22 protein-coding genes are annotated in these 25,596 nt (G+C 72.3%); 10 read left to right on the top strand and 12 right to left on the bottom strand.

The features are described from left to right. The first annotated feature begins 571 nt into the window (after positions 1-571). Positions 572-1,591, top strand: coding sequence for a tryptophan--tRNA ligase (gene trpS, locus M8H82_RS35030; RefSeq protein WP_250079540.1), 1,020 nt, complete (start codon positions 572-574; stop codon positions 1,589-1,591). A gap of 42 nt (positions 1,592-1,633) precedes the next feature. Here trpS and proC read toward each other — a convergent pair whose 3' ends face one another. The 6 genes from proC to M8H82_RS35060 form a co-directional block, all read right to left on the bottom strand. Beyond that, positions 1,634-2,443 (bottom strand): pyrroline-5-carboxylate reductase, encoded by an 810-nt coding sequence (gene proC / locus M8H82_RS35035; RefSeq protein ID WP_250079542.1) that lies wholly within the window; start codon positions 2,441-2,443, stop codon positions 1,634-1,636. A gap of 109 nt (positions 2,444-2,552) precedes the next feature. Continuing rightward, a complete protein-coding gene (locus M8H82_RS35040) occupies positions 2,553-3,350 on the bottom strand; it encodes an ABC transporter permease (protein ID WP_250079545.1) in 798 nt (265 codons plus the stop codon). Then, a complete protein-coding gene (locus M8H82_RS35045) occupies positions 3,347-4,120 on the bottom strand; it encodes an ABC transporter ATP-binding protein (protein WP_250079547.1) in 774 nt (257 codons plus the stop codon). The genes M8H82_RS35040 and M8H82_RS35045 overlap by 4 nt, the downstream gene beginning before the upstream one ends. A 250-nt stretch (positions 4,121-4,370) precedes the next feature. Next, the gene (locus M8H82_RS35050; RefSeq protein WP_250079549.1) at positions 4,371-5,138 is read right to left on the bottom strand and encodes a class I SAM-dependent methyltransferase; all 768 of its coding nucleotides are present in this window, start codon (positions 5,136-5,138) and stop codon (positions 4,371-4,373) included. 519 nt (positions 5,139-5,657) lie between these two features. Then, positions 5,658-6,152 carry an EamA/RhaT family transporter gene (locus M8H82_RS35055; RefSeq protein ID WP_250079551.1) on the bottom strand — a complete coding sequence of 165 codons (495 nt, stop codon included), beginning with the start codon at positions 6,150-6,152 and terminating at the stop codon, positions 5,658-5,660. Positions 6,153-6,273: 121 nt separating this feature from the next. After that, positions 6,274-6,606, bottom strand: coding sequence for an SH3 domain-containing protein (locus M8H82_RS35060; protein ID WP_250079553.1), 333 nt, complete (start codon positions 6,604-6,606; stop codon positions 6,274-6,276). Positions 6,607-6,785: 179 nt separating this feature from the next. Here M8H82_RS35060 and M8H82_RS35065 point away from each other — a divergent pair, with 179 nt between their 5' ends. After that, positions 6,786-8,891, top strand: a complete 2,106-nt coding sequence (locus M8H82_RS35065) for a serine/threonine-protein kinase (protein WP_250079554.1) — start codon at positions 6,786-6,788, stop codon at positions 8,889-8,891. Between the two features lie 48 nt (positions 8,892-8,939). Here the strand turns inward: M8H82_RS35065 and ilvD are convergent, their stop codons facing one another. The 4 genes from ilvD to M8H82_RS35085 form a co-directional block, all read right to left on the bottom strand. Then, a complete protein-coding gene (gene ilvD / locus M8H82_RS35070) occupies positions 8,940-10,793 on the bottom strand; it encodes a dihydroxy-acid dehydratase (protein WP_250079555.1) in 1,854 nt (617 codons plus the stop codon). A 117-nt stretch (positions 10,794-10,910) separates the two neighbouring features. Then, a complete protein-coding gene (locus M8H82_RS35075; protein WP_250079556.1) occupies positions 10,911-11,522 on the bottom strand; it encodes a TetR family transcriptional regulator in 612 nt (203 codons plus the stop codon). Beyond that, the gene (locus M8H82_RS35080; protein ID WP_250079559.1) at positions 11,519-12,343 is read right to left on the bottom strand and encodes a sugar phosphate isomerase/epimerase; all 825 of its coding nucleotides are present in this window, start codon (positions 12,341-12,343) and stop codon (positions 11,519-11,521) included. The genes M8H82_RS35075 and M8H82_RS35080 overlap by 4 nt, the downstream gene beginning before the upstream one ends. Positions 12,344-12,780: 437 nt before the next feature. After that, entirely contained in the window at positions 12,781-13,713 is a 933-nt protein-coding gene (locus M8H82_RS35085; RefSeq protein ID WP_250079560.1) for a Ppx/GppA phosphatase family protein, read from the bottom strand. Positions 13,714-13,796: 83 nt separating this feature from the next. Here M8H82_RS35085 and M8H82_RS35090 point away from each other — a divergent pair, with 83 nt between their 5' ends. Beyond that, the gene (locus tag M8H82_RS35090) at positions 13,797-14,648 is read left to right on the top strand and encodes a hypothetical protein (protein ID WP_250079561.1); all 852 of its coding nucleotides are present in this window, start codon (positions 13,797-13,799) and stop codon (positions 14,646-14,648) included. Between the two features lie 11 nt (positions 14,649-14,659). Here M8H82_RS35090 and M8H82_RS35095 read toward each other — a convergent pair whose 3' ends face one another. Continuing rightward, positions 14,660-16,471, bottom strand: coding sequence for a hypothetical protein (locus M8H82_RS35095; protein WP_250079563.1), 1,812 nt, complete (start codon positions 16,469-16,471; stop codon positions 14,660-14,662). 241 nt (positions 16,472-16,712) lie between these two features. On the opposite strand from M8H82_RS35095, the gene radA reads away from it, so the two are divergent. Further along, positions 16,713-18,122, top strand: a complete 1,410-nt coding sequence (gene radA / locus M8H82_RS35100) for a DNA repair protein RadA (protein ID WP_250079566.1) — start codon at positions 16,713-16,715, stop codon at positions 18,120-18,122. 81 nt (positions 18,123-18,203) lie between these two features. Next, positions 18,204-19,328, top strand: coding sequence for a DNA integrity scanning diadenylate cyclase DisA (gene disA / locus M8H82_RS35105; RefSeq protein ID WP_250079568.1), 1,125 nt, complete (start codon positions 18,204-18,206; stop codon positions 19,326-19,328). Between the two features lie 75 nt (positions 19,329-19,403). Here disA and M8H82_RS35110 read toward each other — a convergent pair whose 3' ends face one another. Then, positions 19,404-20,255: a hypothetical protein gene (locus M8H82_RS35110; RefSeq protein WP_250079571.1), complete on the bottom strand. Its 852-nt coding sequence runs from the start codon at positions 20,253-20,255 to the stop codon at positions 19,404-19,406. A 289-nt stretch (positions 20,256-20,544) separates the two neighbouring features. On the opposite strand from M8H82_RS35110, the gene M8H82_RS35115 reads away from it, so the two are divergent. The 5 genes from M8H82_RS35115 to cseC all read left to right on the top strand — a co-directional run bounded on the left by M8H82_RS35115 (position 20,545) and on the right by cseC (position 25,032). After that, positions 20,545-21,474, top strand: coding sequence for an A/G-specific adenine glycosylase (locus M8H82_RS35115; RefSeq protein ID WP_250079572.1), 930 nt, complete (start codon positions 20,545-20,547; stop codon positions 21,472-21,474). Positions 21,475-21,688: 214 nt separating this feature from the next. Beyond that, positions 21,689-22,228 carry a SigE family RNA polymerase sigma factor gene (locus M8H82_RS35120; RefSeq protein WP_250079574.1) on the top strand — a complete coding sequence of 180 codons (540 nt, stop codon included), beginning with the start codon at positions 21,689-21,691 and terminating at the stop codon, positions 22,226-22,228. Next, positions 22,216-22,887 (top strand): hypothetical protein, encoded by a 672-nt coding sequence (locus M8H82_RS35125; RefSeq protein ID WP_284049733.1) that lies wholly within the window; start codon positions 22,216-22,218, stop codon positions 22,885-22,887. The genes M8H82_RS35120 and M8H82_RS35125 overlap by 13 nt, the downstream gene beginning before the upstream one ends. Before the next feature lie 93 nt (positions 22,888-22,980). Then, on the top strand, positions 22,981-23,685 hold the full coding sequence (cseB, locus tag M8H82_RS35130; protein WP_250079579.1) for a two-component system response regulator CseB: 705 nt from the start codon (positions 22,981-22,983) through the stop codon (positions 23,683-23,685). Positions 23,686-23,697: 12 nt separating this feature from the next. After that, positions 23,698-25,032: a two-component system sensor histidine kinase CseC gene (gene cseC / locus M8H82_RS35135; RefSeq protein WP_250079581.1), complete on the top strand. Its 1,335-nt coding sequence runs from the start codon at positions 23,698-23,700 to the stop codon at positions 25,030-25,032. The last annotated feature ends 564 nt before the right edge of the window (positions 25,033-25,596 follow it).

Raw genomic sequence — 25,596 nt, forward strand, 5'->3', positions numbered from 1 at the left:
TCCTTTTCCGATCCGATTTCCTCGGTGCTTTCCAGGTTTTCGCTTTCGCGTTTCCCTTTCCGGCGGTTCCGACTCTATCAGATCCTTTCGGGCCTGATTCCCAGTCAGCGGGAGTTGTCTGCACGGCCGTTGCGGGCCGTTCCGACGAGTGAGACTTTAGCGGATTCCCGGCTCCCGAGCTAATCGGGGCCGCGTCCTTTCGAACGTGGATTCCTCATTTCGCAAATTCGCATGCCAATGACACGACGGCAGACAGATCGACTGTGTCGAGTGTTGGTTGGAACTTGCGGAATGGTTGTCCGGGGACCGACCGGAGTCGGCGCTCACGTCGGACAACTCGGAGAACAGTACGGACCGCGTCCAGGAGTGTCAACTCTGGCCCGGACGGCCTCCTGGAGGCGTAGCCTGGCCTGCATGACAACGCGTACGTGCACCCAGCTCTGGTGGGCCGCCTGACGGCGGCCGTAGTCACGTATGCACTCAACGGCCGCCGCTTCGGCGGCCGTTTCTGTGTCTCCCTCCAGGGAGTCGGCCGGCCCCGGGGCGGCGGTCTCGACCAGGAGGTGGAGAGATGACGCGGGTCTTCAGCGGGATCAAGCCGACCGGGCACCTGACGCTGGGGAACTACCTCGGAGCCATGCGGCGGTGGGCGGAGGTCGACCAGCACCGGGCCGACGCCCTGTTCTGCATCGTCGACTTGCATGCGCTCACCGTGGAGCACGATCCGGCGCGGGTGCGCCGGCTGAGTCGGCAGGCGGCGACTCTGCTGCTCGCGACCGGGCTGGATCCGGCAGCGTGCACCGTGTTCGTGCAGAGTCATGTGGACGAGCACACGCGGCTGTCCTATGTGCTGGAGTGCGTGGCCACGGACGGCGAGATGCGGCGGATGATCCAGTACAAGGAGAAGGCCGGGCGGGAGCGGGAGCGCGGGGGGAGTGTGCGGCTGTCGCTGCTCACCTACCCGGTGCTGATGGCGGCGGACATCCTGGCGTACGGCAGTGACGAGGTGCCGGTCGGGGACGATCAGGCGCAGCATGTGGAGCTGACGCGGGACCTGGCGGTGCGGTTCAACCAGCGGTACGGGAACACCTTCGTGGTGCCGCGGGCCACCCATCCCGCGGTGGCGGCTCGGGTGATGAACCTCCAGGAGCCGACGTCGAAGATGGGGAAGAGCGATGACGCCGGGCCGGGCATCGTCTATCTGCTCGATGAGCCGGACGTGGTGCGGAAGAAGGTCATGCGGGCCGTCTCCGACAGCGGGCGGGAGGTCGTGTACGACCGGGAGGGGCGGCCCGGCCTGGCCAATCTGCTGGAGATCCTCGCGGCGTGCACGGGTGGGAACCCCGAGGAGCTGAGCGGTGTATATGAGTCGTATGGCGCTTTGAAGAAGGACACCGCGGAGGCCGTGGTGGAGGTTCTCAGGCCCGTGCAGGAGAGGCACAGGGGGCTGTGCGCTGATCCTGGCTATGTGGAGGGGGTGCTGCGGGATGGTGCGGAGAGGGCTCGGGCGATGGCGCGGCCGACTGTGGACGCCGCGTATCGGGCGATCGGACTGCTGCCTGCGGCGGTCGATATCGGGGTGACCGCTTAGGTCGGCGTGCTGGGCCGCCCCTGGGTCAGGGGCGGCCGGGCGTCAGCTGTTGCCGGAGGCCAGTTCGCGGCTGCGGTCGCGGGCGGCTTCGAGGGCGGCGATGAGGGCGGCCCGTACGCCGTGGTTCTCCAGCTCGCGGATGGCGCTGATGGTGGTGCCGGCCGGCGAGGTGACGTTCTCGCGCAGCTTCACGGGGTGCTCGCCGCTGTCGCGGAGCATCGTCGCGGCGCCGATCGCGGACTGGACGATCAGGTCGTGGGCCTTGTCGCGGGGCAGGCCGAGAAGGATGCCGGCGTCGGTCATGGCTTCGACCAGATAGAAGAAGTACGCCGGGCCCGAGCCGGAGAGGGCGGTGCAGGCGTCCTGCTGGGACTCGGGGACGCGGAGCGTCTTGCCGACGGCGTCGAAGATCTCCTCGGCGTGGGCGAGGTGCTCCTCGGTGGCGTGGCTGCCGGCGGAGATGACGGACATGGCCTCGTCGACCAGGGCGGGGGTGTTCGTCATGACACGGACGACGGGGGTGCCCGCGGTGAGGCGGTCCTCGAAGAAGGAGGTGGGGATGCCTGCGGCTCCGCTGATGACCAGGCGGTCGGCGGGGACGTGGGGGGCGAGTTCGTCGAGGAGGGTGCCCATGTCCTGCGGCTTCACCGTGAGGATCAGGGTGTCGGCGGTCTTGGCGGCTTCCGGGTTGCTGACCGGGGTGACTCCGTAGCGGCTGCGGAGCTCCTCGGCCCGCTCCTGGCGGCGGGCGGTGACCAGAAGGTCGGTCGGGCCCCAGCCTGCTCGGATCATTCCGCTGAGCAGGGCTTCGCCGATCTTGCCGGTGCCGAGGACTGCGACTTTCTGCGTCATGGCTGGGGTGCCCTCCGGGTTGCGTCGTCCGGTGTTCATCCTCCCATCGGGGGCTTGAGCGCGGGTGGGGTGTCCGGTGGGCGGGACGTCTCCGGGCGGTGCGGCCCGGCTAGGCCGTGCGGCGTCGCAGGGTGGCGGCTCCGAGGGCGAGGACGAGGAGGGCGCAGCCCGCGACGACCAGGGAGTCGCGTACGAAGGCGGCCGTCATGTCGGTGTGCTTGAGGACTTCGTTCATGCCGTCGACGGCGTAGGACATGGGGAGGGCGTTGGAGATGGCCTCCAGGACGGGGTGCATGTTGTCGCGGGGGGTGAACAGACCGCAGAGGAGGATCTGGGGAAAGATCACGGCCGGCATGAACTGGACGGCCTGGAACTCGGAGGCGGCGAAGGCCGAGACGAAGAGTCCGAGCGCGGTGCCCAGGAGGGCGTCCAGGAGCGCGACCAGCAGGAGCAGCCAGGGGCTGCCGGTGACGTCCAGACCGAGGCCCCACAGGGCGAGGGCCGTGGCGAGGATGGACTGGACGATCGCGACGGTGCCGAAGGCGAGGGCGTAGCCGGCGATCAGGTCGCCCTTGCCGAGGGGCATGGCGAGGAGGCGTTCGAGGGTGCCGGAGGTGCGTTCGCGCAGGGTGGCGATGGAGGTGACCAGGAACATCGTGATCAGCGGGAAGATCCCGAGGAGGGAGGCGCCGATGTTGTCGAAGGTGCGGGGGTCGCCGTCGAAGACGTAGCGCAGCAGGAAGAGCATCACGCACGGGACGAGGATCATCAGCGCGATGCTGCGCGGGTCGTGGCGGAGCTGGCGCAGGACCCGGCCCGCGGTGGCGGTGGTGCGGGACAGGCTCAGAGCGCTGGTCGGGGCCGGGGTGACGGTGCCGGTGCCGGATGTGGGGGTGGTGGTGCTCATCGGGTGGTCTCTTTCTCGCGGGCGGCGGCCGCGACGGCCTCGTCCACCAGGTGCAGGAAGGCGGCTTCGACGGTTTCGGAGCCGGTGCGCGTGCGCAGGGCGTCGGGGGTGTCGTCGGCGAGGATCTGGCCCTCGCGCATGAGGAGGAGGCGGTGGCAGCGCTCGGCCTCGTCCATGACGTGGGAGGAGATGAGCAGGGTCGCGCCGCGCTGGTCGGCGATGGTGTGGAAGAGGCTCCACAGGTCGCGGCGCAGGACCGGGTCCAGGCCGACGGTGGGCTCGTCGAGGACCAGGAGCTGCGGGGTGCCGAGGAGTGCGACCGCGAGGGAGACGCGGCTGCGCTGGCCGCCGGAGAGGTTGCCGGCGAGGGAGTCGGCGTGGCTGGTGAGGTCGACGTCGTCGATGGCCCGGCTGACGTTTTCGTGGCGCTGGTCGGCGGCGGCGTGGCCGGGGGCGAGGATCGCCGCGAAGTATTCGAGGTTCTGGCGGACCGTCAGGTCGTCGTAGACGGAGGGGGCTTGGGTGACGTAGCCGATGAGGGTGCGCAACTTGGGGTGGCCCGCGGGGTGGCCGAGGACGTCGAGGGTGCCGGTGACCTTGGCCTGGGTGCCGACGATCGAGCGCATGAGGGTGGATTTGCCGCAGCCGGAGGGGCCCAGGAGGCCGGTGATCTGGCCGCGCGGGACGGTGAAGTCGATGCCGCGCAGGACGGTGCGGGGGCCGCGGGTGACGGTGAGGCCCTCGGCGCGGACGGCGGATGACTGGTCCATGAGTGGGGGTGCTCCTGTGGGTGGTGTGCCGGGTCAAATATTCATCATGTGCGGATTAACTCTCTCACCGAGGGGTGTCGTCAAGGGGGGGAGGCCCGTTGCCGTGGGCACGTGCAGGGGTGAGCGGAGGTGGGCGGTCCGGTTTGTGCGCCTTCACGAGGGCCGGAGCATGACTGCGCCGCGGCCCCGGAGGGGTGGGCCGCGGCGCGGGGAAGTCAGGCGGAAGGGGGCAGGTGGTCAGGGCGAGGGATCAGGTGGTGAGGGCGACCAGGAGGTGCACGTCGTAGCTCTCCTCGACGATGCCGTCGGGGAAGACCTCCAGCAGGCGGGTCCGTTCCGCGGTGAGGAAGGTGATGCTGGCCTTCTCACCGTGGACCAGGAACATCGAGTGGCTGCCGAGGTTGGCCAGGTGGGTGTCGACCGGGACGCGGCGGCTCCAGCGGACCACGCGCCGGGAGAAGGCGACTCGGCCTTCGGGGTCGGCGGTGCGGGCGCTGGTGCTGGCTTCCTCCTCGGCGGGGTCGATGCCGAAGTGGTTCTGGATGCGGCGGGCCTGGGCGGCTATCCAGGGGATGTCGAGGACGTAGGTGTTCCACCACAGGGCGAGCGCGCCGCCCGGGCGCAGGACGCGCATGGCCTCCGGGATCGAGTGCGCCGGGTCGGTCCAGTGCCAGGCCTGGGCGTAGGTGAGCAGGTCGGCGGAGGAGTCGGCCAGGGGTAGGGCGTCGCCGGTGCCGCGGACGAGCGGGATGGCGGGGTGCGCTCGGCGTAACTGGGCCGCCATGCCCTCGCCGGGTTCCACGGCGATCACCTCGGCGCCACGGGCGTGCAGGAGGGCCGTGGCGATTCCCGTGCCGGCCCCGACGTCCACGACGCGCGCGCCGGCGAGGGGGCGGCCGGCCAGTTCCTCGACGGCGTCGAGGAGGGCGGGCGGGTAGGAGGGGCGGTTGGCGGCGTACTGGGCCGCGGCGGCGTTGAAGGAGTGGGCGCGGGTGGAGTGGGAAGAGGCTGCCGTCATACGGCCATGGTGGCGGGGGTGCGGTGTGGCGCGGGGGCGGTTTCGGAGAGAGGCGTTCCCCCGGCGGCTCCCAGGGCCTCCGGCGCGGAGGCGGTTTCGGAGAGAGGGGTCCCCCGCCGGGCGGCACTCAGGGCATGCGGTGCGGGGTTGGTTCGGGTGAGAGTGGCCGACGCCGGGCGGGGCAGGAGGTGCGGCGCGGAGGCAGTTTCGGAGAGAAGGGCTCCCGCCCGGCGGCACTCAGGGCGCGCGGCGCGGAGGCGGTACCGGTGGGAGACGTTCCCCGTCCGGCGGGTCCCCGGGCAGGCGGCGGAAGGCGGCTTCGGAGAGAAGGGCTCCCGCCCGGCGGCACTCAGGGCGCGCGGCGCGGAGGCGGTACCGGTGGGAGGCATTCCCCGCCCGGCGGGTCCCCGGGCATGCGGCGCGGGGACGGTACCGGTGAGAGGCGTTCCCCGTCCGGCGGGTCCCAGGGCCTCCGGCCGGAGGCGGCTTCGGTGAGAGGGGCCCCCGGCCGGGCAGCCCTCAGGGCGTGCGGCGCTTTTTGGAGGGGTTGCCTGAGCGGCGCTTGGTGCGCTTTGCGTACTGCTCGCGGGCTGTCTCGTACTCCTCGCGGTGGAGTTTCTCGCCGGGGGCCTCGGTGAGGGAGCGGAAGAAGTAGGCGAGGAGGGAGCCGACGAAGCCGATGGCCAGCAGGCCGCGCAGGGACGCCTGACGGTCGGGGTCCGGGCGCTTGCCGAAGCTCTCCCAGGTGTTGCGGAAGGCGAGGGCACTGCAGATCGCGAACATCACGGTCATGAGCATGCTGACCAGGCCCTCGACGGCGGCGATCTGGAGGCCCTCGTAGGCGAAGCGGAGGACCAGGCAGGCGACGGCCGCGGCGGCGAGGGAGCCGACGGCGACGCCCATCCGGCGGGCCCGGTAGCCGTCGCTGTGCTCGACCCAGGTCGTGCCGAAGAAGCGGATGGGTTCGGGGCGGGGGCCCGCGGCCGGGTCGGGGGTGCCGTTGTCGTCGCTCACGCGTCGATTATGGCTCCGGTCGGACGCGGGCCCCGCACGGGTCGACCCGCAGCGCGCGGTCAGCCGGCCGGCGCTGCCGGTTTCACGGGCCGATCACCGCATGGCCTGATCAGCGGCGGTGTCAGAGGGCGCAGCGCGGCCGGATGTAGCCGTCACTGCCCGTGTCCACGTAGGAATCCGAGACGAACTCGCTGTCGGCGATGTTGTCCCAGATGTTGGTGGTGCCGTACGGGCCGGTCACGGTCGTGCCCGGCGTCTGGCAGAAGATCGGCACCTTGGCGCCCTCGGAGAGGACGCGGGTGATGGGGTAGTTGGTGCCGGGCCCTCTGCGGACGTTCAGGCGGACACCCGGAGCGACCGCGTAGTAGCGCAGCGATGTCGCCACCACGGCCGCGGCTTCCTCTGTGTCCGCGCTCTCTGTCTCAGGCGCCTCGTCGATACGGTCAACAGACATGACAGTCCTCCCCCGTTGCTCCCCATGCTTGTCATGGGCCCCGTTGATTCCCCCGAATCACGCCAAGAAACACTCGTACGCAATTCGCACAGAAAGGCTAGCAAGCCGCCTCTGTCTCGTACGCCTCATCGACTAGGCTCCCTGCGTCGCGCGCGCGGACGAACAGCACGGGGGGTCCCATGGCGCCACAGCGGAACGCCGGAGCGGGCGCGGAAGCGGAACTTCCCGATTACGCCGGTCACTACCGTCTTGAGTCATGTCTCGGCTCCGGCGGCATGGGCGTCGTCCATCTGGCGCGCAGCACCTCGGGGATGAAGCTCGCGGTGAAGGTGATCCATGCCGAGTTCGCGAGGGACCGGGAGTTCAGGGGGCGGTTCCGGCAGGAGATAGCCGCGGCCCGACGGGTGAGCGGTGCCTTCACGGCGTCGGTCGTCGACGCGGATCCGGAGGCCGAACGGCCGTGGATGGCCACGCTGTTCATACCGGGCCCGACGCTTTCCGATCATGTGAAGCGGAACGGCCCGATGGCTCCGGAGCAGTTGCGGCGGCTGATGGCCGGGCTCGCGGAGGCGTTGCGTGACATCCACCGGGTCGGTGTCGTGCACCGGGATCTGAAGCCGAGCAACGTGCTCCTCGCCGAGGACGGTCCGAAGGTCATCGACTTCGGCATTTCTCGGCCAAAGGACAGTGAACTGCGGACCGAGACCGGCAAGTTGATCGGAACGCCGCCGTTCATGGCGCCCGAGCAGTTCCGGCGGCCGCGGGAGGTCGGGCCCGCCGCGGACGTCTTCGCGCTGGGGTCGGTCATGGTGCACGCGGCGACGGGACAGGGGCCGTTCGACTCGGACAGCCCGTATGTCGTCGCCTACCAAGTCGTGCACGACGAACCCGACTTGACCGGCGTACCGGAGAGTCTCGGCCCGCTGATCCAGCGGTGTCTCGCCAAGGAGCCCGAGGACCGTCCCACCCCCGACGAGCTGATGCGGGAACTGCGGTCGGTGGCCGCCTCGTACGACACACAGGCGTTCATCCCCACCCAGCGCACCGGCGAGCAGTCCGTGCTGCCGCGTCCCCTGCCGGCCGGCGAGCCGGAGGCGCCGGGCGACCGCGGATCGCGGAGGCGGCGGGGCCGGGCGGCTTGGGCGGCCGCCGCCCTGGCACTGGTGCTGGGCGGGGCGTTGACGACCCTGCAGCTGCTGGGCGACGGCGACGCGGCGCCGACGGGAAGCGCCACCCGCGAGGCCCCGGCCGCCTTCAGCCCGTGGGAGGCGGAGTCGGTGTCCGCGACAGGCTCGGCGCCCCAGTGCTCGTACGGCGCGGGCAGGGTGTTCTGCGCGCAGTCCGGCGTGGTGTTCGCCCGCGACGCCTCGAACGGACGGCTGCTGTGGCGGCACACCGTCCGCGGCACCTGGGCCGGTCCGCCTGTCGTCGCCGGCGGCCTCGTACAGCCCGGACTCGACCTGAGCCGCGACCTGAAGGCCCTCGACCCCGCCACGGGCGAGCCCCGATGGCAGCGGGACATGCCCCCGTACACCGGGCTGGCCCACGCGGGCGACAGTCTCCTGCTCACCGGCGCCGACGGCACGGTCACCGGGGTGGACGCCGCGTCGGGCGAACAGCGGTGGAGCCACAGGGTGCCCGGCCACCGGACGCCCTACTTCGTCGCCTATCCCGGGGATCCGCTGGCCTACGCCGTGAGCCGGTCCGAGGACGGCGAGAGCACCCAGGTCACGGCGGTGGACCCGGAAACGGGCGACGTGCGGTGGGAGGACCGGCTCGACGGCGCGTTGAACCCGGTCGGCACGGCCGACGGGTCCGTCTTCCTCACCTCGGTCGGCAACGTCTACGAGGACACCAGGGAAGTGGTCCGCTACACCCCCGGCACCAGGACCGCCCGGCGCGTGCCCCTGCCCGTGCCCGTCCAGCAGGCGCACGGCACCGTGCGGGGGCAGGTCGTCTACCTCCTGGGCAACGGCGGCTCGCTCGTGGCCGTCGACATGGCCGCGGGCAAGCAGCGGTGGAGCCTGGAGACCGGGGTGAGCCGGGGCTCGACCCCGGTGGCCGACGATCGGCACGTGTACTTCACGGCCCCCGACGGGCGGCTGGTCGCCGTGCACGTCGACGGGGAGGGGCTCGCCGGGCAGACGCCCCCTCGGCTCGGCAGGAGCGCGGATCAGGTCGCCGCCGGGCTGCCCGAGCCGGTGGTCGTCGGCGACCGCGTCTACTCCGCCGCCCCCGACGGCACCGTCTTCGCCGTGGACGCCGGCCGCCCCGCCGACTGGTAGAGAAGGGGCCGACCGAAAGGCCGGCCGGCCCCGCTCAATCGGGCTCCGTCAGCCCAGCTTGGACACGTCGCGCACCGCGCCCTTGTCCGCGCTCGTCGCCATCGCGGCGTACGCGCGAAGCGCCGCCGAGACCTTGCGCTCGCGGTTCTTGGGGGCGTACACCCCGTTCAACGCCTGCTCGCGGCGGGCGAGTTCCGCGTCGTCGACGAGCAACTCGATCGTGCGGTTCGGGATGTCGATGCGGATGCGGTCGCCGTCCTCGACGAGCGCGATGGTGCCGCCGGCCGCCGCCTCGGGGGAGGCGTGGCCGATGGACAGGCCCGAGGTGCCGCCGGAGAAGCGGCCGTCGGTGACGAGGGCGCAGGCCTTTCCGAGGCCGCGGCCCTTGAGGTACGAGGTCGGGTAGAGCATCTCCTGCATGCCGGGCCCGCCCTTGGGACCCTCGTAGCGGATGACGACGACGTCACCCTCCTTGACCTGCTGGGTCAGGATCTTCTGGACGGCTTCCTCCTGCGACTCGCAGACGACCGCCGGGCCCTCGAAGGTCCAGATCGACTCGTCGACGCCGGCCGTCTTCACCACGCACCCGTCGACCGCGAGGTTGCCGCGCAGCACCGCCAGGCCGCCGTCCTTGGAGTAGGCGTGCTCGGCGCTGCGGATGCAGCCGCCCTCGGCGTCCTCGTCCAGCGCCTCCCAGCGCTCGGACTGGGAGAAGGCCTCGGCGGAGCGGACACAGCCGGGGGCCGCGTGCCACAGTTCCACCGCCTCCGCCGACGGAGAGCCGCCACGGACGTCCCAGGTCTTCATCCAGTCCGCGAGGGACGGGCTGTGGACCGCGTGCACGTCCTCGTTCAGCAGGCCCGCGCGGTGCAGCTCGCCGAGCAGGGCGGGGATGCCGCCGGCGCGGTGCACGTCCTCCATGTAGTACGTGCGGTCCTTGGCGACGTTCGGGGCGACCTTCGCGAGGCAGGGCACGCGGCGCGAGACCTCGTTGATCTCCTCCAGGCCGAAGGGAACGCCCGCCTCCTGGGCCGCCGCCAGCAGGTGCAGGATCGTGTTGGTCGAGCCGCCCATGGCGATGTCCAGGGCCATCGCGTTCTCGAAGGCGGCGATGGTGGCGACGTTGCGGGGCAGGACCGTCTCGTCGTCCTGCTCGTAGTAGCGCCGGGTGATGTCCATGACCGTGCGCGCGGCGTCGACGTACAGCTGCTTGCGGGCCGTATGGGTGGCGAGGACCGAGCCGTTGCCGGGCAGGGAGAGGCCGATGGCCTCCGTCAGGCAGTTCATCGAGTTGGCGGTGAACATGCCGGAGCAGGAGCCGCAGGTCGGACAGGCGTTCTCCTCGATGCGGAGGATGTCCTCGTCCGAGATCTTGTCGTTCACCGCGTCGGAGATCGCGTCGACCAGGTCGAGCGTACGGACCGTGCCGTCGACCAGGGTGGCGCGGCCGGACTCCATCGGGCCGCCGGAGACGAAGACCGTGGGGATGTTCAGGCGCAGGGCCGCGTTGAGCATGCCCGGGGTGATCTTGTCGCAGTTGGAGATGCAGACCATGGCGTCGGCGCAGTGGGCCTCGACCATGTACTCGACCGAGTCCGCGATCAGGTCGCGGGACGGGAGGCTGTACAGCATGCCGCCGTGGCCCATCGCGATGCCGTCGTCCACGGCGATCGTGTTGAACTCGCGCGGGATGCCGCCCGCCTCGCGGATCGCCTCGCTGACGATCCGGCCGACCGGCTGCAGGTGGGTGTGGCCCGGCACGAACTCGGTGAAGCTGTTGGCGACCGCGATGATCGGCTTACGGCCGATGTCCGCACCGGGTACACCGGAGGCGCGCATAAGGGCGCGGGCGCCCGCCATGTTGCGTCCGTGGGTGACTGTGCGGGACCTCAGCTCGGGCATCGTCGCTCGCTCCTTCAGACAGATAGGGCTGCTATTGAGCGTACGCCGGTCATCCACGGTCCGGACACGGTGTCCGGAATGCGGGATGTACGTCTCGGTCGGCGACCTGGGCGTGCCTCAGGGGCTGGTCAGGTGCCCCTGCACGACCGGGGCCAGCCTGGCGATGAGCCACTCCGGGTCCGCGGAGGCGATCGGCTCGATCTTGATGACGTACCGCATCATGGCGACGCCGACGAGCTGGGCCGCGGCCAGTTCGGCGCGCAGTTCGGCGTCGGGGAGGTCGAGCTGTTCGGCGATGCGGCGCAGCACCTGGGCCGCGATCAGCTTGCGGAAGACGGCGGCAGCGCTCTCGTTGTTGACGGCCGAGCGGACGATCGCGAGCAGCGGGGCCCTGGTCACCGGGTTCTCCCAGAGCCCGAAGATCATCCGGGTCAGTCGCTCGCCGGCGCCTTCGAGGGAGCCGTCGAGGACGGTGTCGGGGGCCCGGAACGCGGGGGCGAAGGCGACCTCGACGGCCGCCTCGAAGATCTGTTCCTTGGTGCCGAAGTAGTGGTGGACCAGCGCGGAGTCCACGCCGGCCGCCTTGGCGATGCCGCGGACGGACGTCTTCTCGTACCCCCGCTCGGAGAACTCCTCGCGGGCCACGGCCAGGATCCGGGCGCGGGTGTCGGCGGCTTCGCTGCGGGTGCGGCGGCCCCGGCCCCTGCGCGGTGCTGCGGTGTCGGTCACGGCCGGGGCACCCTCATCGCCGAGGCCAGATGGAGACGCGTGAAGGCCAGCGCCTCGGCGAGGTCGGCCTCCCGCTCGGCGCTGGACATCGCCCGGCGGGTGTTGACCTCGATGACCACATGGCCGTCGAAGCCGGTCAGGGCGAGGCGCTCCAGCACCTCGGCGCAGGGCTGGTCGCCGCGGCCGGGGACGAGGTGCTCGTCCTTCGCCGAACCCCGGCCGTCCGCGAGATGGACATGGCCGAGCCGGTCGCCCATGCGGTCGATCATGTGGATCGCGTCGGTGCGGGCGGTCGAGGTGTGGCTGAGGTCGATCGTGAAGTGACGGTAGTCGTCCTTGGTGACGTCCCAGTCCGGGGCGTACGCCAGCATCTCGCGGTCGCGGTAGCGCCAGGGGTACATGTTCTCCACGGCGAACCGCACGTCCGTCTCGTTCGCCATGCGCCAGATTCCGGCCACGAAGTCCCGTGCGTACTGGCGCTGCCAGCGGAACGGCGGGTGCACGACGACCGTGCTCGCGCCCAGTTTCTCGGCCGCCGCCCGGGCGCGCTGGAGCTTGGTCCAGGGGTCCGTGGACCACACGCGCTGGGTGATGAGCAGACAGGGGGCGTGCACGGCGAGGATCGGGATGCGGTGGTAGTCGCTGAGCCGGCGCAGGGCCTCGATGTCCTGGCTGACCGGGTCGGTCCACACCATGACCTCGACCCCGTCGTACCCGAGGCGCCCCGCGATCTCGAAGGCCGTCGCCGTCGACTCCGGATAGACCGAGGCCGTGGACAGCGCGACCTTCGCATCCGGGATGCGCACCACTGGTTCTGCCACGAGGAACAGGGTACGGGGACTCGCTCGGCACCGGGGAGCCGATGGCTGCGGGTGCGCGGTGGAGGAGCGGCAATCGGCCAGGTGGGGTGGTGTGGGCCGGGCCGGGGGCCGGTGGGTGGCGGTGGTGCGGGGTGGCGCACTTCACTGCGCGTGCGCGGGGCGCGCGGGCCGGATCCCCGCGCCGGGAGCGCCCGGCCGGGGCGCGAGCGCCGTGCCCCACGGCCGAGCAGCGCGAGCGCCCGCCGCGTCACGCGGCCGAGGAACGCGAGCACCCCGTCACACGGCCGAGCAGCGCGAGCGCCTACCGCGTCACGCGGCTGAGCAGCGCGAGCGCCCACCCCGTCACACGGCCGAGCAACGCGAGTACCGCCCGCGTCACACCGCCGGACAGCACGAGCACCACGTCCCACGGTCGAACAGCGCGAGTACCCGCCGTGTCACACGGCCGGAAGGTGGTCCATCCTGCGAAGGATCACGCCCTCCCGCAGGGCCCAGGGGCAGATCTCCAGGGTCTCCACGCCGAACAGGTCCATCGCGCCCTCGGCGACCAGCGCGCCCGCGAGGATCTGACCCGCGCGGCCCTCGGAGACGCCGGGGAGCTCGGCGCGCTGTGCCGTCGTCATGCCGGCGAGCCGGGGGACCCAGGCCTCCAGGGACTCGCGCTTCAGATCGCGCTGGGCGTACGGGCCGTCGGCGGAGCGGGCGGCGCCGGCGATGCGGGCGAGCTGCTTGAAGGTCTTGGAGGTGGCGACGACATGGTCGGGCCGTCCGAAGCGGCTGAACTCGCCGACCGTCCGCGCTATCTCGGTGCGGACATGCCGGCGCAGGGCGCGGATGTCCTCCGGGTCGGGCGGATCGCCGGGCAGCCAGCCGGCGGTGAGCCGCCCCGCGCCGAGCGGCAGCGACACCGCGGTGTCCGGCTCCTCGTCGATGCCGTAGGCGATCTCCAGGGAGCCGCCGCCGATGTCCAGGACCAGCAGTTTCCCGGCCGACCAGCCGAACCAGCGGCGGACGGCGAGGAAGGTGAGCCGGGCCTCCTCGGCGCCGCTGAGGACCTGGAGCTCCACCCCGGTCTCGGCCTTCACGCGCGCGAGGACGTCATCGGCGTTGCTGGCCTCGCGCACCGCGGAGGTGGCGAACGGCAGCACGTTCTCCACGCCCTTGTCCTCGGCGGCCTGCAGCGCTTCCTTGACGACCGATATGAGTTTGTCGACCCCCTCGGACCCGATGGCACCGCTCTCGTCGAGCAATTGGGCAAGGCGCAGCTCCGCCTTGTGCGAGTGCGCGGGCAACGGGCGCGCGCCCGGGTGCGCGTCCACCACCAGCAGATGCACCGTGTTCGATCCCACGTCGAGGACACCGAGTCTCATGGACGGAACGCTACTGCCCGCCGGAGCCTGCACCGCCCCCGGTGCGGTCCCGGCCGGGGTCGCGGGCGACTTACCCTGGACGCGTGCCAAAGACGAAAAAGGCGAAGGACCAGAAGACGGCCAAATCATCCGGCGGTTCTTCGCAGGTGATGCCGTCGAAGAAGGCGAAGAACAAGGCCCTGGTCGCAGACGAGAAGGGGCTCGACTTCGCACGCGCGTGGGTGGAGTTCCCGGATCCGGGCGACGACGAGCAGGTCTTCCGGTGCGATCTGACCTGGCTGACCTCGCGCTGGAACTGCATCTTCGGCAGCGGCTGCCAGGGCATCCAGCCGGGCCGCGCGGCCGACGGGTGCTGCACCCTGGGCGCCCACTTCTCCGACGAGGACGACGAGAAGCGGGTGGCCGAGCACGTGGCGAGGCTCACGCCGGAGATCTGGCAGCACCATGACGTGGGCACCGAGAGCGGATGGATCTCGGAGGACGACGAGGGCTCCCGGCAGACCCGGCCGTACGAGGGCTCGTGCATCTTCCAGAACCGGCCGGGCTTCGCGGGCGGCGCGGGCTGCTCGCTGCACATCCTGGCCCTCAAGGAGGGCCGCGAGCCGCTGGAGACCAAGCCGGACGTCTGCTGGCAGCTTCCGGTCCGGCGGACCTACGACTGGATCGACCGGCCCGACGACACCCGGGTGCTCCAGGTGTCCATCGGCGAGTACGACCGCCGCGGCTGGGGCCCCGGCGGCCATGATCTGCACTGGTGGTGCACCTCGGCGACGTCGGCACACGGCGCCGGTGACCCGGTGTACGTCTCCTACCGGGCGGAGCTGACCGAGCTGATGGGCAAGGCCGGCTACGACCGCCTGGTCGAGCTGTGCGAGGAGCGGCTGGCCTCGCAGCTGCCGTTGCTGGCACCGCATCCGGCGGATCCGGTGGGCTGACGGCCCGCGGGCTACGACGTGGACGGGCTCGGGTCGCCGCTGCTTCCGGGCGACGTGGAGCCCGAGGGGTCGGCCGAGCCGGAGGGGTTGGCCGAGCCGGAGGGGTTGGCCGAGCCGGAGGGATCGGCCGAGCCGGACGGCGGCGGATCCGGATCGGCGGACGAGGGCGGCGGGTCGCTCGGCGTGGGGTCCGTGGGCGGCGGGTCCGTCGGCGTGGGCCCGGGGTCGGTGGGCGTCGGGTCCGGGGACGTGGGGGGCGGGTCGCTCGGCGTGGGGTCCGGCGGCTGCGGGTCGGGGCCGCCGGGTCCGGGATCGGAGGGTCCGGGGTCGGAAGGGCTGGGCGCGGTGCCGTAGCCCTCGATGCGGACGACGGCTCCGGCGGGTGCGACGGCGACCCGTGCGGTCCAGTACCCGGACGGCTCGCGCAGCGGGTCGACGTACACCTTGATCGTCAACGCTTCGCCGGGGGCGAGGGTTCCCGACGACCGGCTCAGGTAGAGCCAGGGGGCGCCGGTGGCGGCGGACCAGCGGACGGGGGCGTCGCCGGTCGCGGTCAGGGTGATCAGCGTGGTGTCGCCGCGGTGGCCCGCCGTGACCTCCAGCTGTCCCGCGCCCTTCTTCCCGGCGCCCGTGACGCTGATCACCTCGACGGTGACATCGGGCTTGCCGCCCCTGGTGGAGCCGCCGCCGGGGCGGGTGCCCGCATTGCCGGCATTCTCGTAGCCGCCGCCCGCCGCTGCGCTGTTCAGCGCGTCCGGGCCGTGCGCCTCGCTCGCGCCGGCCGCCCGGCCCTCGGTGGCCTCGCCGGTGGGCGTGCCCCGGTAGGCGGCCCACAGGGCGAGCACCGGGGCGGCGACGACGGTGGCGACGACGGTCGTGGTGACGGCCCGCGCGCGGAGGCGGTCCCGGCGGGCGGCCCGGTCCTTGGGGTCCATCGGGAAGCCGCGGCGGTCGAAGCGGGGAGCGGTGCCCCGCGCGCGGGGGACGTGCGCCATGGCGGCGCACAGGGCCGCGCGGGGCGCCTCCAGGACGGGGAGTTCGGCGGGGGTGACGGCGGCGCCGGGCCAGCGGCCGGGGACCGCGCGTTCGGCGGTGCGGCGGCAGCGGGGGCAGTCGTCGACGTGGCGCACCAGCTCGCGGCGCAGGGCGGTGCTGAGGACCAGCTGGCGGTCGCCGGTGAGGCGGGCGACGCTCGGGCAGTTGCCGGTCTCCACCACGGCGAGGGCCGCGCGCGTGCGCTCCACTTCGCAGGCGGCGGAGGCGAGCAGTTCGCGGGCGGCGACGGGGTCGGTGCCGAGGACGGCGGCGACCTCGTGGGCGGCGAGATGGTGGCGCACCGCGAGTTCGAGCGCCTCACGCTGCTCCGGCGTGGTCCCGGCGGCCTCCGGCCAGGCCAGCAGGGCGAGTTGGCGCCTGCGCTCCTCCTGGGCCTGCTCCGGGACGGGCGGGGTGGCGGGCTGCCGGGGAGTGCCGGAGCGGCCCGCCGCGTGACCGGCCTGACGTTTCTGCTTGGCCTCGGCCAGCTTGCGCAGACAGGACCAGCGGGCGAGGGCGTACAGCCAGGCGCGCCGGTCGGCGGCGGACTCGGGGACGCGCTGGCCCCGGCGCTCGGCCAGGGCGAGGACGTCGCCGAGGGCGGCGGTCGCGGTGTCGTGGTCGCACAGCACGGAGAGGCAGTAGGTGAACAGGCCGTCCAGGTACGGCTCGTAACGCGCGGGCGGGCGCTGCGCGAGGGTGCGCGCCGCGCCTCGGTCACGCGCCTCCCGGTGCGCTCGGTGTGCGCCGGTGGTGCGGGTCGTGGTCTCCGGTCGGCTGCTCATCACCCGTGGACCGTAGGCGGGTCGGGGAGGCGGCTTCTTCCACCTTGAGCACATTTAATCCGTACGGGTGAAACGATCCCTCATAAGGGGACACCAGCCGCGGATTCCCTGGCCGGTTCCGATGGGTGATGGCTGGTTCGTGCGGCTGGGCGGGGTGGTGCGGGGCGCGTCCCGCTCCCGGGCGGCCGCTCGGCACCGGCGGCGCCGGGGGGTGTTGTCAGTGCGGCCCTATACCGTTCCGTGCATGGCCACCCGTACGAAGTCCGCCAAAGAGCGCCCGTCCTACCGCTGCACCGAGTGCGGGTGGCAGACGGCCAAGTGGCTCGGGCGGTGCCCGGAGTGCCAGGCCTGGGGCACCGTCGAGGAGTACGGCGCGCCCGCGGTCCGGACGACCGCGCCGGGGCGCGTCACCAGCTCCGCGCTGCCCATCGGGCAGGTCGACGGGCGGCAGGCGACCGCCCGGTCCACCGGCGTGCCCGAGCTGGACCGGGTGCTCGGCGGCGGACTGGTGCCCGGGGCCGTCGTGCTGCTCGCGGGCGAGCCCGGCGTCGGCAAGTCCACCCTGCTGCTGGACGTCGCGGCCAAGGCGGCCAGTGACGAACACCGCACGCTCTACATCACCGGCGAGGAGTCGGCGAGCCAGGTGCGACTGCGCGCCGACCGCATCAAGGCCGTCGACGATCATCTGTACCTCGCCGCCGAGACCGACCTGTCGGCCGTGCTCGGCCACTTGGACGCGGTCAAGCCGTCCCTGCTGATCCTCGACTCCGTGCAGACGGTGGCCTCCCCCGAGATCGACGGCGCCCCCGGCGGCATGGCCCAGGTGCGGGAGGTGGCGGGGGCGCTGATCCGGGCCTCCAAGGAGCGCGGGATGTCCACGCTCCTCGTGGGCCATGTCACCAAGGACGGCGCCATCGCCGGACCCCGGCTGCTGGAACACCTCGTCGACGTCGTCCTGCACTTCGAGGGCGACCGGCACGCGCGCCTGCGCCTGGTGCGCGGCGTCAAGAACCGGTACGGCGCGACCGACGAGGTCGGTTGCTTCGAACTGCACGACGAGGGCATCATCGGCCTTACCGACCCAAGCGGACTTTTCCTGACCCGTCGTGACGAACCGGTCCCCGGCACCTGTCTGACGGTCACCCTGGAAGGCCGCCGCCCGCTGGTCGCCGAAGTGCAGGCCCTCACCGTCGACTCGCAGATCCCCTCCCCGCGCCGCACCACCTCCGGCCTGGAGACCTCCCGGGTCTCGATGATGCTCGCCGTACTGGAACAGCGCGGCCGGATCAGCGCCCTCGGCAAGCGGGACATCTATTCCGCGACGGTCGGCGGAGTGAAGCTTTCGGAACCCGCCGCGGACCTCGCCATCGCCCTCGCGCTGGCCAGTGCCGCCAGCGACACCCCGCTGCCGAAGAACCTGGTCGCGATCGGCGAGGTGGGCCTCGCGGGCGAGGTCAGACGGGTCACGGGCGTCCAGCGCCGGCTCTCCGAGGCGCACCGCCTGGGCTTCACCCACGCCCTCGTGCCGGGCGATCCGGGGAAGATCCCCGCGGGCATGAAGGTGCTGGAGGTAGCGGACATAGGGGACGCCCTCCGCGTGCTTCCGCGCTCCCGTCGGCGAGAGGCCCCACGGGACGCCGAGGACCGCCGGTAGACTTTGCCCTGGTCTCGCCCGTCCGTACCAACCGAGTATGCGAAACGGGAGCGCCCCAGAACCTGCGACCGGAGGAGTGCAGTGGCAGCCAACGACCGGGCAGCAGCTCCCGGAAAGTCCGGTGGGAGCTCCGGTGCCGATGGCCTGATGCGCGCCTCACTGAGCGCAGTGGCACCCGGCACGGCCCTGCGCGACGGCCTTGAACGGATCCTCCGCGGCAACACCGGAGGGCTCATCGTGCTGGGCTCGGACAAGACCGTCGAGGCCATGTGCACCGGCGGATTCGTGCTGGACGTCGAGTTCACGGCCACCCGCCTGCGGGAGCTGTGCAAGCTCGACGGCGGCATCGTGCTCTCCTCCGACCTGTCCAAGATCCTGCGCGCGGGCGTGCAGCTGGTGCCGGATCCGACCATCCCCACCGAGGAGACCGGCACCCGGCACCGCACGGCGGACCGGGTCAGCAAGCAGGTCGGCTTCCCCGTCGTCTCCGTCTCCCAGTCGATGCGGCTGGTCGCGCTCTACGTCGACGGCCAGCGGCGGGTGCTGGAGGACTCGGCCGCGATCCTGTCCCGGGCCAACCAGGCGCTGGCGACGCTCGAGCGGTACAAGCTGCGGCTCGACGAGGTCGCGGGCACGCTGTCGGCGCTGGAGATCGAGGACCTGGTGACGGTCCGGGACGTCTCGGCCGTCGCACAGCGGCTGGAGATGGTGCGGCGGATCGCCACCGAAATCGCCGAGTACGTGGTGGAGCTGGGGACCGACGGGCGGCTGCTGGCGCTGCAGCTGGACGAGTTGATCGCGGGCGTCGAGCCCGAGCGGGAGCTGGTGGTCCGGGACTACGTGCCCGAGCCGACGGCGAAGCGGTCCCGCACGGTCGAGGAGGCGCTGTACGAGCTGGACGCGCTGAGCCACGCGGAGCTGCTGGAAATGTCCACGGTGGCCCGGGCGTTGGGGTACACCGGGTCGCCCGAGGCGCTGGACTCGGCGGTGTCGCCGCGCGGGTTCCGGCTGCTGGCGAAGGTGCCGCGGCTGCCCAGGGCGATCATCGACCGCCTGGTGGAGCACTTCGGGGGGCTGCAGAAACTGCTCGCCGCGAGCGTGGACGACCTCCAGACCGTGGACGGCGTCGGCGAGGCCCGGGCCCGCAGCGTGCGCGAGGGGCTGTCGCGGCTGGCGGAGTCCTCCATCCTGGAGCGGTACGTCTGATCCCGGAGCGGTACGTCTGAGCCCGGAGCAGCCTGCCGGTGCTGCCGGTGCTGCCGACTCGCTCCCGGCGGGGGCCTAGTCCTTCGCCAGCACGAACGACGTCTGCGCCTTGGTGAAGCCCGGCGCCGTGGCTTCCACCAGGTAGGTGCCGGCCGCCGCCGAACCCGCCGGAGGCGTGGCGCACCGGGGGGCGCTCGGCTTGCGGTCCCACTTGACGGGGAAGGTGACGCTGCTGTCGGCGGCGACCCGGAACATCAGGTGGCCGGCGGTCTCGGGGCAGTCCGCCGAGGACCAGTACTCCTCGTCACCGCCCGCCTGAGTGATCGTCAGAACCGCGTTCTTCGGGCCCAGATCGACCTTGCAGTCGCTTCCCGACGAGTTCCTGGCCGTGAGCTCCAGCGTCGGCGTCTCACCGGGCCGGTAGGTGTTGCGCACACTGCGCACCGTCAACTTCACCGCGCTCGCGGTGCAGTTGGGCAGGGAGGAGCCCGCCGGAAGCGCGTCGCCCGCCGCCACGCCCGTACCGCCGCCCGTCGAACCGCCGCCCGCGCTGCCGTCGGAGGAACCCGAACCGGACCCGTCACCGGAACCCGCCGTGTCGCCGGAGCCGGAGCCGGAGCCGTCACCTGACCCGGAGTCGGACCCCGACCCGGATCCGCCGCCGGTGTCCTCGTCGCCCGACTCGTCCCGCCCGCCCGGGGCTTGGCTGATCGCCGGCCCGGACTGGGTCGGTCCCGGACCGATCGTGGAGGGTGCGGGATTCTTGCCGTTGCTTCCGTCGGCCCCGTTGTTGCCGCCCCCGCCGCCCGAGGTGAGCATCCAGGCGATCAGCAACGTCAACAGGGCGAGCACGGACAGCAGTACGGCCCTCCGACGCCAGTAGATGGAGGAGGGAAGCGGCCCGACCGGATTGCGCAGAGATCCCACGGCGCAAACTGTACGAGAGATCGGCGCGTTCGCTGGCCCCACCCGCCGCCCCGGCCCACAACTTTTCCGGATCATCATCCCGGACCGTCACCCCAACCGCCGCTCCCGCTCCGGCCTTTCACCGGGCCGGGCGCGCGACGGTCGCAGCATGTGACGGTACCGGCCCGCCGATCACCGTCCGTGACCACAGATCGCGTGGGTGCTCCCGCGGGTCCAGCACACCGCCGTACCCCCAAGGGGTGGCGGTCACCCCGTGCCCCCGTCCCCGCATGGCAGGATCGGTAGGGCCATGACTGCGCCCACGAAGCCCGATGCCCTGCCGGCCGCCCCCACCGACTCCCCCGGCGGCGAGCCGCTGCACACGCCCGTCATCGACTGGTTCGACGATCACGCCCGCGATCTGCCCTGGCGGCGGCCCGAAGCCGGGCCGTGGGGGGTGATGGTCAGCGAGTTCATGCTCCAGCAGACACCGGTGAACCGGGTCCTGCCCGTCTACGAGCAGTGGCTGGCCCGCTGGCCGCGCCCCGCCGACCTGGCCGCCGACGCCCCCGGCGAGGCCGTGCGCGCCTGGGGCCGCCTCGGCTATCCGCGCCGCGCGCTGCGCCTGCACGGCGCCGCGGTGGCGATAACGGAACGGCACGGCGGCGACGTACCGACCGACCACGCGCAGCTCCTGGCGCTGCCCGGGATCGGCGAGTACACCGCCGCGGCGGTCGCCTCCTTCGCGTACGGGCAGCGGCATCCGGTGCTCGACACCAACGTCCGTCGCGTCTTCGCGCGGGCGGTGACCGGCGTGCGGTACCCGCCGAACGCCACCACCGCCGCCGAGCGCAGGCTCGCCCGCGCGCTGCTGCCCGAGGACGAGCCGACCGCCGCGCGCTGGGCCGCCGCCTCCATGGAGCTGGGCGCGCTGGTGTGCACGGCGAAGAACGAGTCGTGCCACCGCTGCCCGATCGCCGCGCAGTGCGCCTGGCGGCTCGCGGGCAAGCCGGAGCACGAAGGACCGCCGCGCCGCGGCCAGACCTACGCCGGCACCGACCGTCAGGTCCGCGGCAAGCTGCTCGCCGTGCTCCGCGAGGCGCACGCGCCCGTGCCGCAGGCGGTCCTGGACCGCGTATGGCACGAGCCGGTGCAGCGCGCCCGGGCGCTGGACGGACTGGTCGCGGACGGTCTGGTGGAACCGCTGCCCGGTGGTTCGTACCGGCTGCCGTTGACCTGACGCCGACCCGACCCGCCCGACAAATCACCCCGTACCGCACCAACCCAGTGCGCTCCTTTACCCCGGGCCTACTTCCGTTACACAACCGACGGACAGCCGATTGCCAGCCGCAGGCTGCTTCGGACAGGCCCGTGACAACGCCTCCGTAGCTTCAGTGCCGTGCCCGACGGGGTGGCACAGCAGCGAAGTACACGGGGAAGCGGAGGCGGTCAACATGGCGCAGGGCGAGGTGCTCGAATTCGAGGAGTACGTGCGCACCCGGCAGGACGCGTTGCTGCGCAGCGCGCGCCGGCTGGTCCCGGACCCGGTGGACGCCCAGGACCTCCTCCAGACGGCACTGGCCCGGACGTACGGCCGCTGGGAGACCATCGAGGACAAGCGGCTCGCCGACGCCTACCTGCGCCGGGTGATGATCAACACGCGCACCGAGTGGTGGCGGGCGCGCAAGCTGGAGGAGGTGCCGACCGAGCAGCTCCCGGACGCCTCGGTCGACGACTCCACCGAGCAGCACGCGGACCGCGCCCTGCTGATGGACGTCCTGAAGGTGCTCGCCCCCAAGCAGCGCAGTGTGGTCGTGCTGCGACACTGGGAGCAGATGTCCACGGAGGAGACGGCCGCCGCCCTCGGCATGTCGGCCGGAACGGTCAAGAGCACGCTGCACCGGGCGCTCGCCCGGCTCCGTGAGGAGCTGGAGAGCCGCGATCTGGGCGCACGCGCGCTGGAGCGTGAGGAGCGGGAGCGTTGCGCGGCCTAGCCAGTGCGGCCAGCAGGACGACCGGGCCCCGGAGGACTCCTCGGGCGGTGACCACGGCGGGGACCGTGTTCGCCGCCCTCGCCCTTTGCACCTCCGCCTGCGGCACCGGCGGCACCGGCGCCCGGGACGAGGGCCCGGCGCACGACGAGGCCGTGTCGGGCGCGGCCGTGGCCCCGCAGGGATCCCCGTCGCCGTCGTCGGCCGGACGCCCTGGGGCGACCGAGCTCGTCCGGCTGATCAAGGCGGACCCGAGGGTCTCGACCGAGGTCAAGCGCGGCCTCAAGCCCTGCGCCGCCGACGACTACCCCCTCGACACGTCCTACGGCGACCTGACCGGCGGCACCGTGGACGATGTCGTCGTCAACGTCCTGACCTGCGGGGACGGCGTCGGCGTCGGCTCGTACGTGTATCGCGAGCAGAACGGCGCGTACGAGAATGTGTTCAAGGCCGAGGAACCGCCGGTGTACGCGCAGATCGACCGCGGTGATCTGGTGGTGAGCAAGCAGGTGTACGAGAAGGGCGACCCGGTGTCGAGTCCGTCCGGCGAGAACGTGATCACGTACCGCTGGAGCCAGGGCCGCTTCGCCCAGGAGTACTTCTGGCACAACGACTACGGCACGGTCGTCGGCGACGAGCCCTCGCCGGTGCCTGAGGCGTAAGCGCGGCGATCGGGCGCTCCGATGAACCGATCGGGCGCTCGGACCGATCTCCTAGTAGGACCCCCCACCACCACGAGGACTGAGAGCACCGGGATGGCAGACCAGACACACGTTCTGTTCGTCGAGGACGACGACGTCATCCGCGAGGCCACCCAGCTCGCCCTGGAGCGGGACGGCTTCGCGGTCACCGCCATGCCCGACGGCCTGTCGGGCCTGGAGGCGTTCCGGGCGGACCGGCCCGACATCGCCCTGCTGGACGTGATGGTGCCCGGACTGGACGGCGTCAGCCTGTGCCGGCGGATCCGGGACGAGTCGACCGTGCCGGTGATCATGCTGTCGGCGCGGGCCGACTCCATCGATGTCGTGCTGGGTCTGGAGGCGGGCGCGGACGACTACGTCACCAAGCCGTTCGACGGTGCCGTGCTGGTCGCTCGCATCCGCGCGGTGCTGCGGCGCTTCGGGCACGCGAGCGGCGGCGACCGGGCCGAGGAGCCGGGGGCGGCGGCGGCCGGCGGGGTGCTGACCTTCGGTGAGCTGGAGATCGACACCGAGGGCATGGAGGTGCGCCGGGCGGGCCGGCCGGTCGCGCTCACGCCGACGGAGATGCGGCTGCTGCTGGAGTTCTCCTCCGCGCCGGGCACGGTGCTCTCCCGGGACAAGCTCCTGGAGCGGGTGTGGGACTACGGCTGGGGCGGGGACACCCGGGTCGTCGACGTCCATGTGCAGCGGCTGCGCACGAAGATCGGCCAGGACCGGATCGAGACGGTCCGCGGCTTCGGCTACAAGCTCAAGGCCTGAGCGGGGCGGGATATGCGGGGGATCACCTGGCGCCGTGCGGATCTGCGCGCGGCCGACATCCGTACCGGGCTGAAGTGGAAGCTGAGTGCGGCCATCGCGCTGGTCGGCGCGCTGGTGGCGGTCGCGCTGAGCCTGGTCGTGCACAACGCGGCGCGGGTGTCGATGCTGGACAACGCGCGCGATCTCGCCGACGAGCGGATCCGGATCGCGCAGCGCAACTACGAGCTGTCCGGGCGCCCGAACTTCCCCAACGTCAAGGTCGACGACCCGCGGCTGCCCGAGCCGCTGCGGGAGAAGGTGCACCAGGGGCGGCGGGCGACGTACGTCACCGACGCGGACGGCGGGCCGGACATATGGGCGGCCGTACCGGTGCAGGACGGGCGGGTGCTGTCGCTGCACACCGGGTTCACCGACCGCAGCACCGACATCCTCAACGACCTCGACCAGGCCCTGGTGATCGGCTCCATCGCGGTCGTCCTCGGCGGCAGCGCGATCGGTGTGCTGATCGGCGGGCAGATGTCGCGCCGGCTGCGCAAGGCGGCGGTCGCGGCGGGGCAGGTCGCCCAGGGCGAGCCGGACGTGCGGGTGCGGGACGCGATCGGGGGCGTGGTCCGGGACGAGACCGACGATCTCGCGCGGGCGGTGGACGCGATGGCGGACGCGCTGCAGCAGCGCCTGGAGGCGGAGCGGCGGGTCACCGCCGACATCGCGCACGAACTGCGCACCCCGGTGACCGGGCTGCTCACCGCGGCGGAACTGCTGCCGCCGGGCCGGCCGACCGAGCTGGTGCTGGACCGGGCGAAGGCCATGCGCACGCTGGTGGAGGACGTCCTGGAGGTGGCCCGGCTCGACGGCGCCTCGGAGCGGGCGGAGCTGCAGGACATCCTGCTGGGCGAGTTCATCGCCCGGCGGGTCGCGGCGAAGGATCCGGACGCCGAGGTCCGGATCGTGCACGAGTCGGAGGTCACCACCGATCCCCGGCGCCTGGAGCGCGTGCTGTTCAACCTCCTAGCCAACGCCTCCCGGCACGGCAAGCCTCCGGTCGAGGTCACCGTCGAGGGGCGGGTCATCCGGGTCCGCGATCACGGTCCCGGGTTCCCGGAGGCGCTGCTCGCGGAGGGGCCGAGCCGGTTCCGCACCGGGAGCAGCGACCGGGCCGGCCGCGGGCACGGGCTGGGCCTGACCATCGCGGCCGGCCAGGCCCGGGTGCTCGGCGCCCGCCTGACCTTCCGCAACATCCGCCCGGCCGGCGCCCCGGAGTACGTACCGGCGGAGGGGGCGGTGGCAGTCCTGTGGCTACCGGAACACGCGCCTACGAACACCGGGAGCTATCCGATGCTGCCGTAGAACCCCGGCAGGCCGATCCGGTACGGATGGGAAGACGTGGCCGGTGCTGCCGGGCGACATGTCCGGTACCGCCGGGGAAGCTTGGCCGGTACCGCGGGAAGCTTGGCCGGTACCGCCGAGGAAGCTTGGCCGGTACGGCGGGAAGCTTGGCCGGTACCGCCGAGGAAGCTTGACCGGTACGGCGGGGAAGCTTGGCCGGTACGGCGGGGAAGCTTGGCCGGTACGGCGGGGAAGCTTGGCCGGTACCGCCGGGGAAACCTCTCCGGTACCGCCGGGGAAACCGTCCGGCGCGGCCGTAGAACCCGAACCGATCCCGGCGAGCAACCTGGCCGAGGCTGCCGTAGAACCTGCCCGCGATGCCCCGGGCAGACCTTGCTGGTGCCCCGCGCCCCGAGCCGGCCCGGCAGACCCCGCCGAGCAACCCAGGTCGGCCCGCCGCAGAACCTGGCCCCGATACCGGGAGCAGACCTTGCTGCTGCCGCCGCGCTCCCCCAAGCCGACCTGGCCAGTCCCGCCACGGAAGCCGAACCGACCCCGCACAGCAAACCTGACCGAAGCCGCCGC

Origin of the sequence: Streptomyces sp. YS415, assembly GCF_023544665.1 — a bacterium.
Classification (GTDB): domain Bacteria; phylum Actinomycetota; class Actinomycetes; order Streptomycetales; family Streptomycetaceae; genus Streptomyces.

Coding starts and splice junctions, on each gene's coding strand:
- M8H82_RS35120 (WP_250079574.1), top strand. CDS start 21,689: ATGGCGCAGGGCGAGGTGCTCGAATTCGAGGAGTACGTGCGCACCCGG.
- M8H82_RS35085 (WP_250079560.1), bottom strand. CDS start 13,713: ATGAGACTCGGTGTCCTCGACGTGGGATCGAACACGGTGCATCTGCTG.
- cseB (WP_250079579.1), top strand. CDS start 22,981: ATGGCAGACCAGACACACGTTCTGTTCGTCGAGGACGACGACGTCATC.
- cseC (WP_250079581.1), top strand. CDS start 23,698: ATGCGGGGGATCACCTGGCGCCGTGCGGATCTGCGCGCGGCCGACATC.
- M8H82_RS35060 (WP_250079553.1), bottom strand. CDS start 6,606: ATGTCTGTTGACCGTATCGACGAGGCGCCTGAGACAGAGAGCGCGGAC.
- M8H82_RS35115 (WP_250079572.1), top strand. CDS start 20,545: ATGACTGCGCCCACGAAGCCCGATGCCCTGCCGGCCGCCCCCACCGAC.
- M8H82_RS35065 (WP_250079554.1), top strand. CDS start 6,786: ATGGCGCCACAGCGGAACGCCGGAGCGGGCGCGGAAGCGGAACTTCCC.
- ilvD (WP_250079555.1), bottom strand. CDS start 10,793: ATGCCCGAGCTGAGGTCCCGCACAGTCACCCACGGACGCAACATGGCG.
- trpS (WP_250079540.1), top strand. CDS start 572: ATGACGCGGGTCTTCAGCGGGATCAAGCCGACCGGGCACCTGACGCTG.
- radA (WP_250079566.1), top strand. CDS start 16,713: ATGGCCACCCGTACGAAGTCCGCCAAAGAGCGCCCGTCCTACCGCTGC.
- M8H82_RS35050 (WP_250079549.1), bottom strand. CDS start 5,138: ATGACGGCAGCCTCTTCCCACTCCACCCGCGCCCACTCCTTCAACGCC.
- M8H82_RS35040 (WP_250079545.1), bottom strand. CDS start 3,350: ATGAGCACCACCACCCCCACATCCGGCACCGGCACCGTCACCCCGGCC.
- proC (WP_250079542.1), bottom strand. CDS start 2,443: ATGACGCAGAAAGTCGCAGTCCTCGGCACCGGCAAGATCGGCGAAGCC.
- M8H82_RS35045 (WP_250079547.1), bottom strand. CDS start 4,120: ATGGACCAGTCATCCGCCGTCCGCGCCGAGGGCCTCACCGTCACCCGC.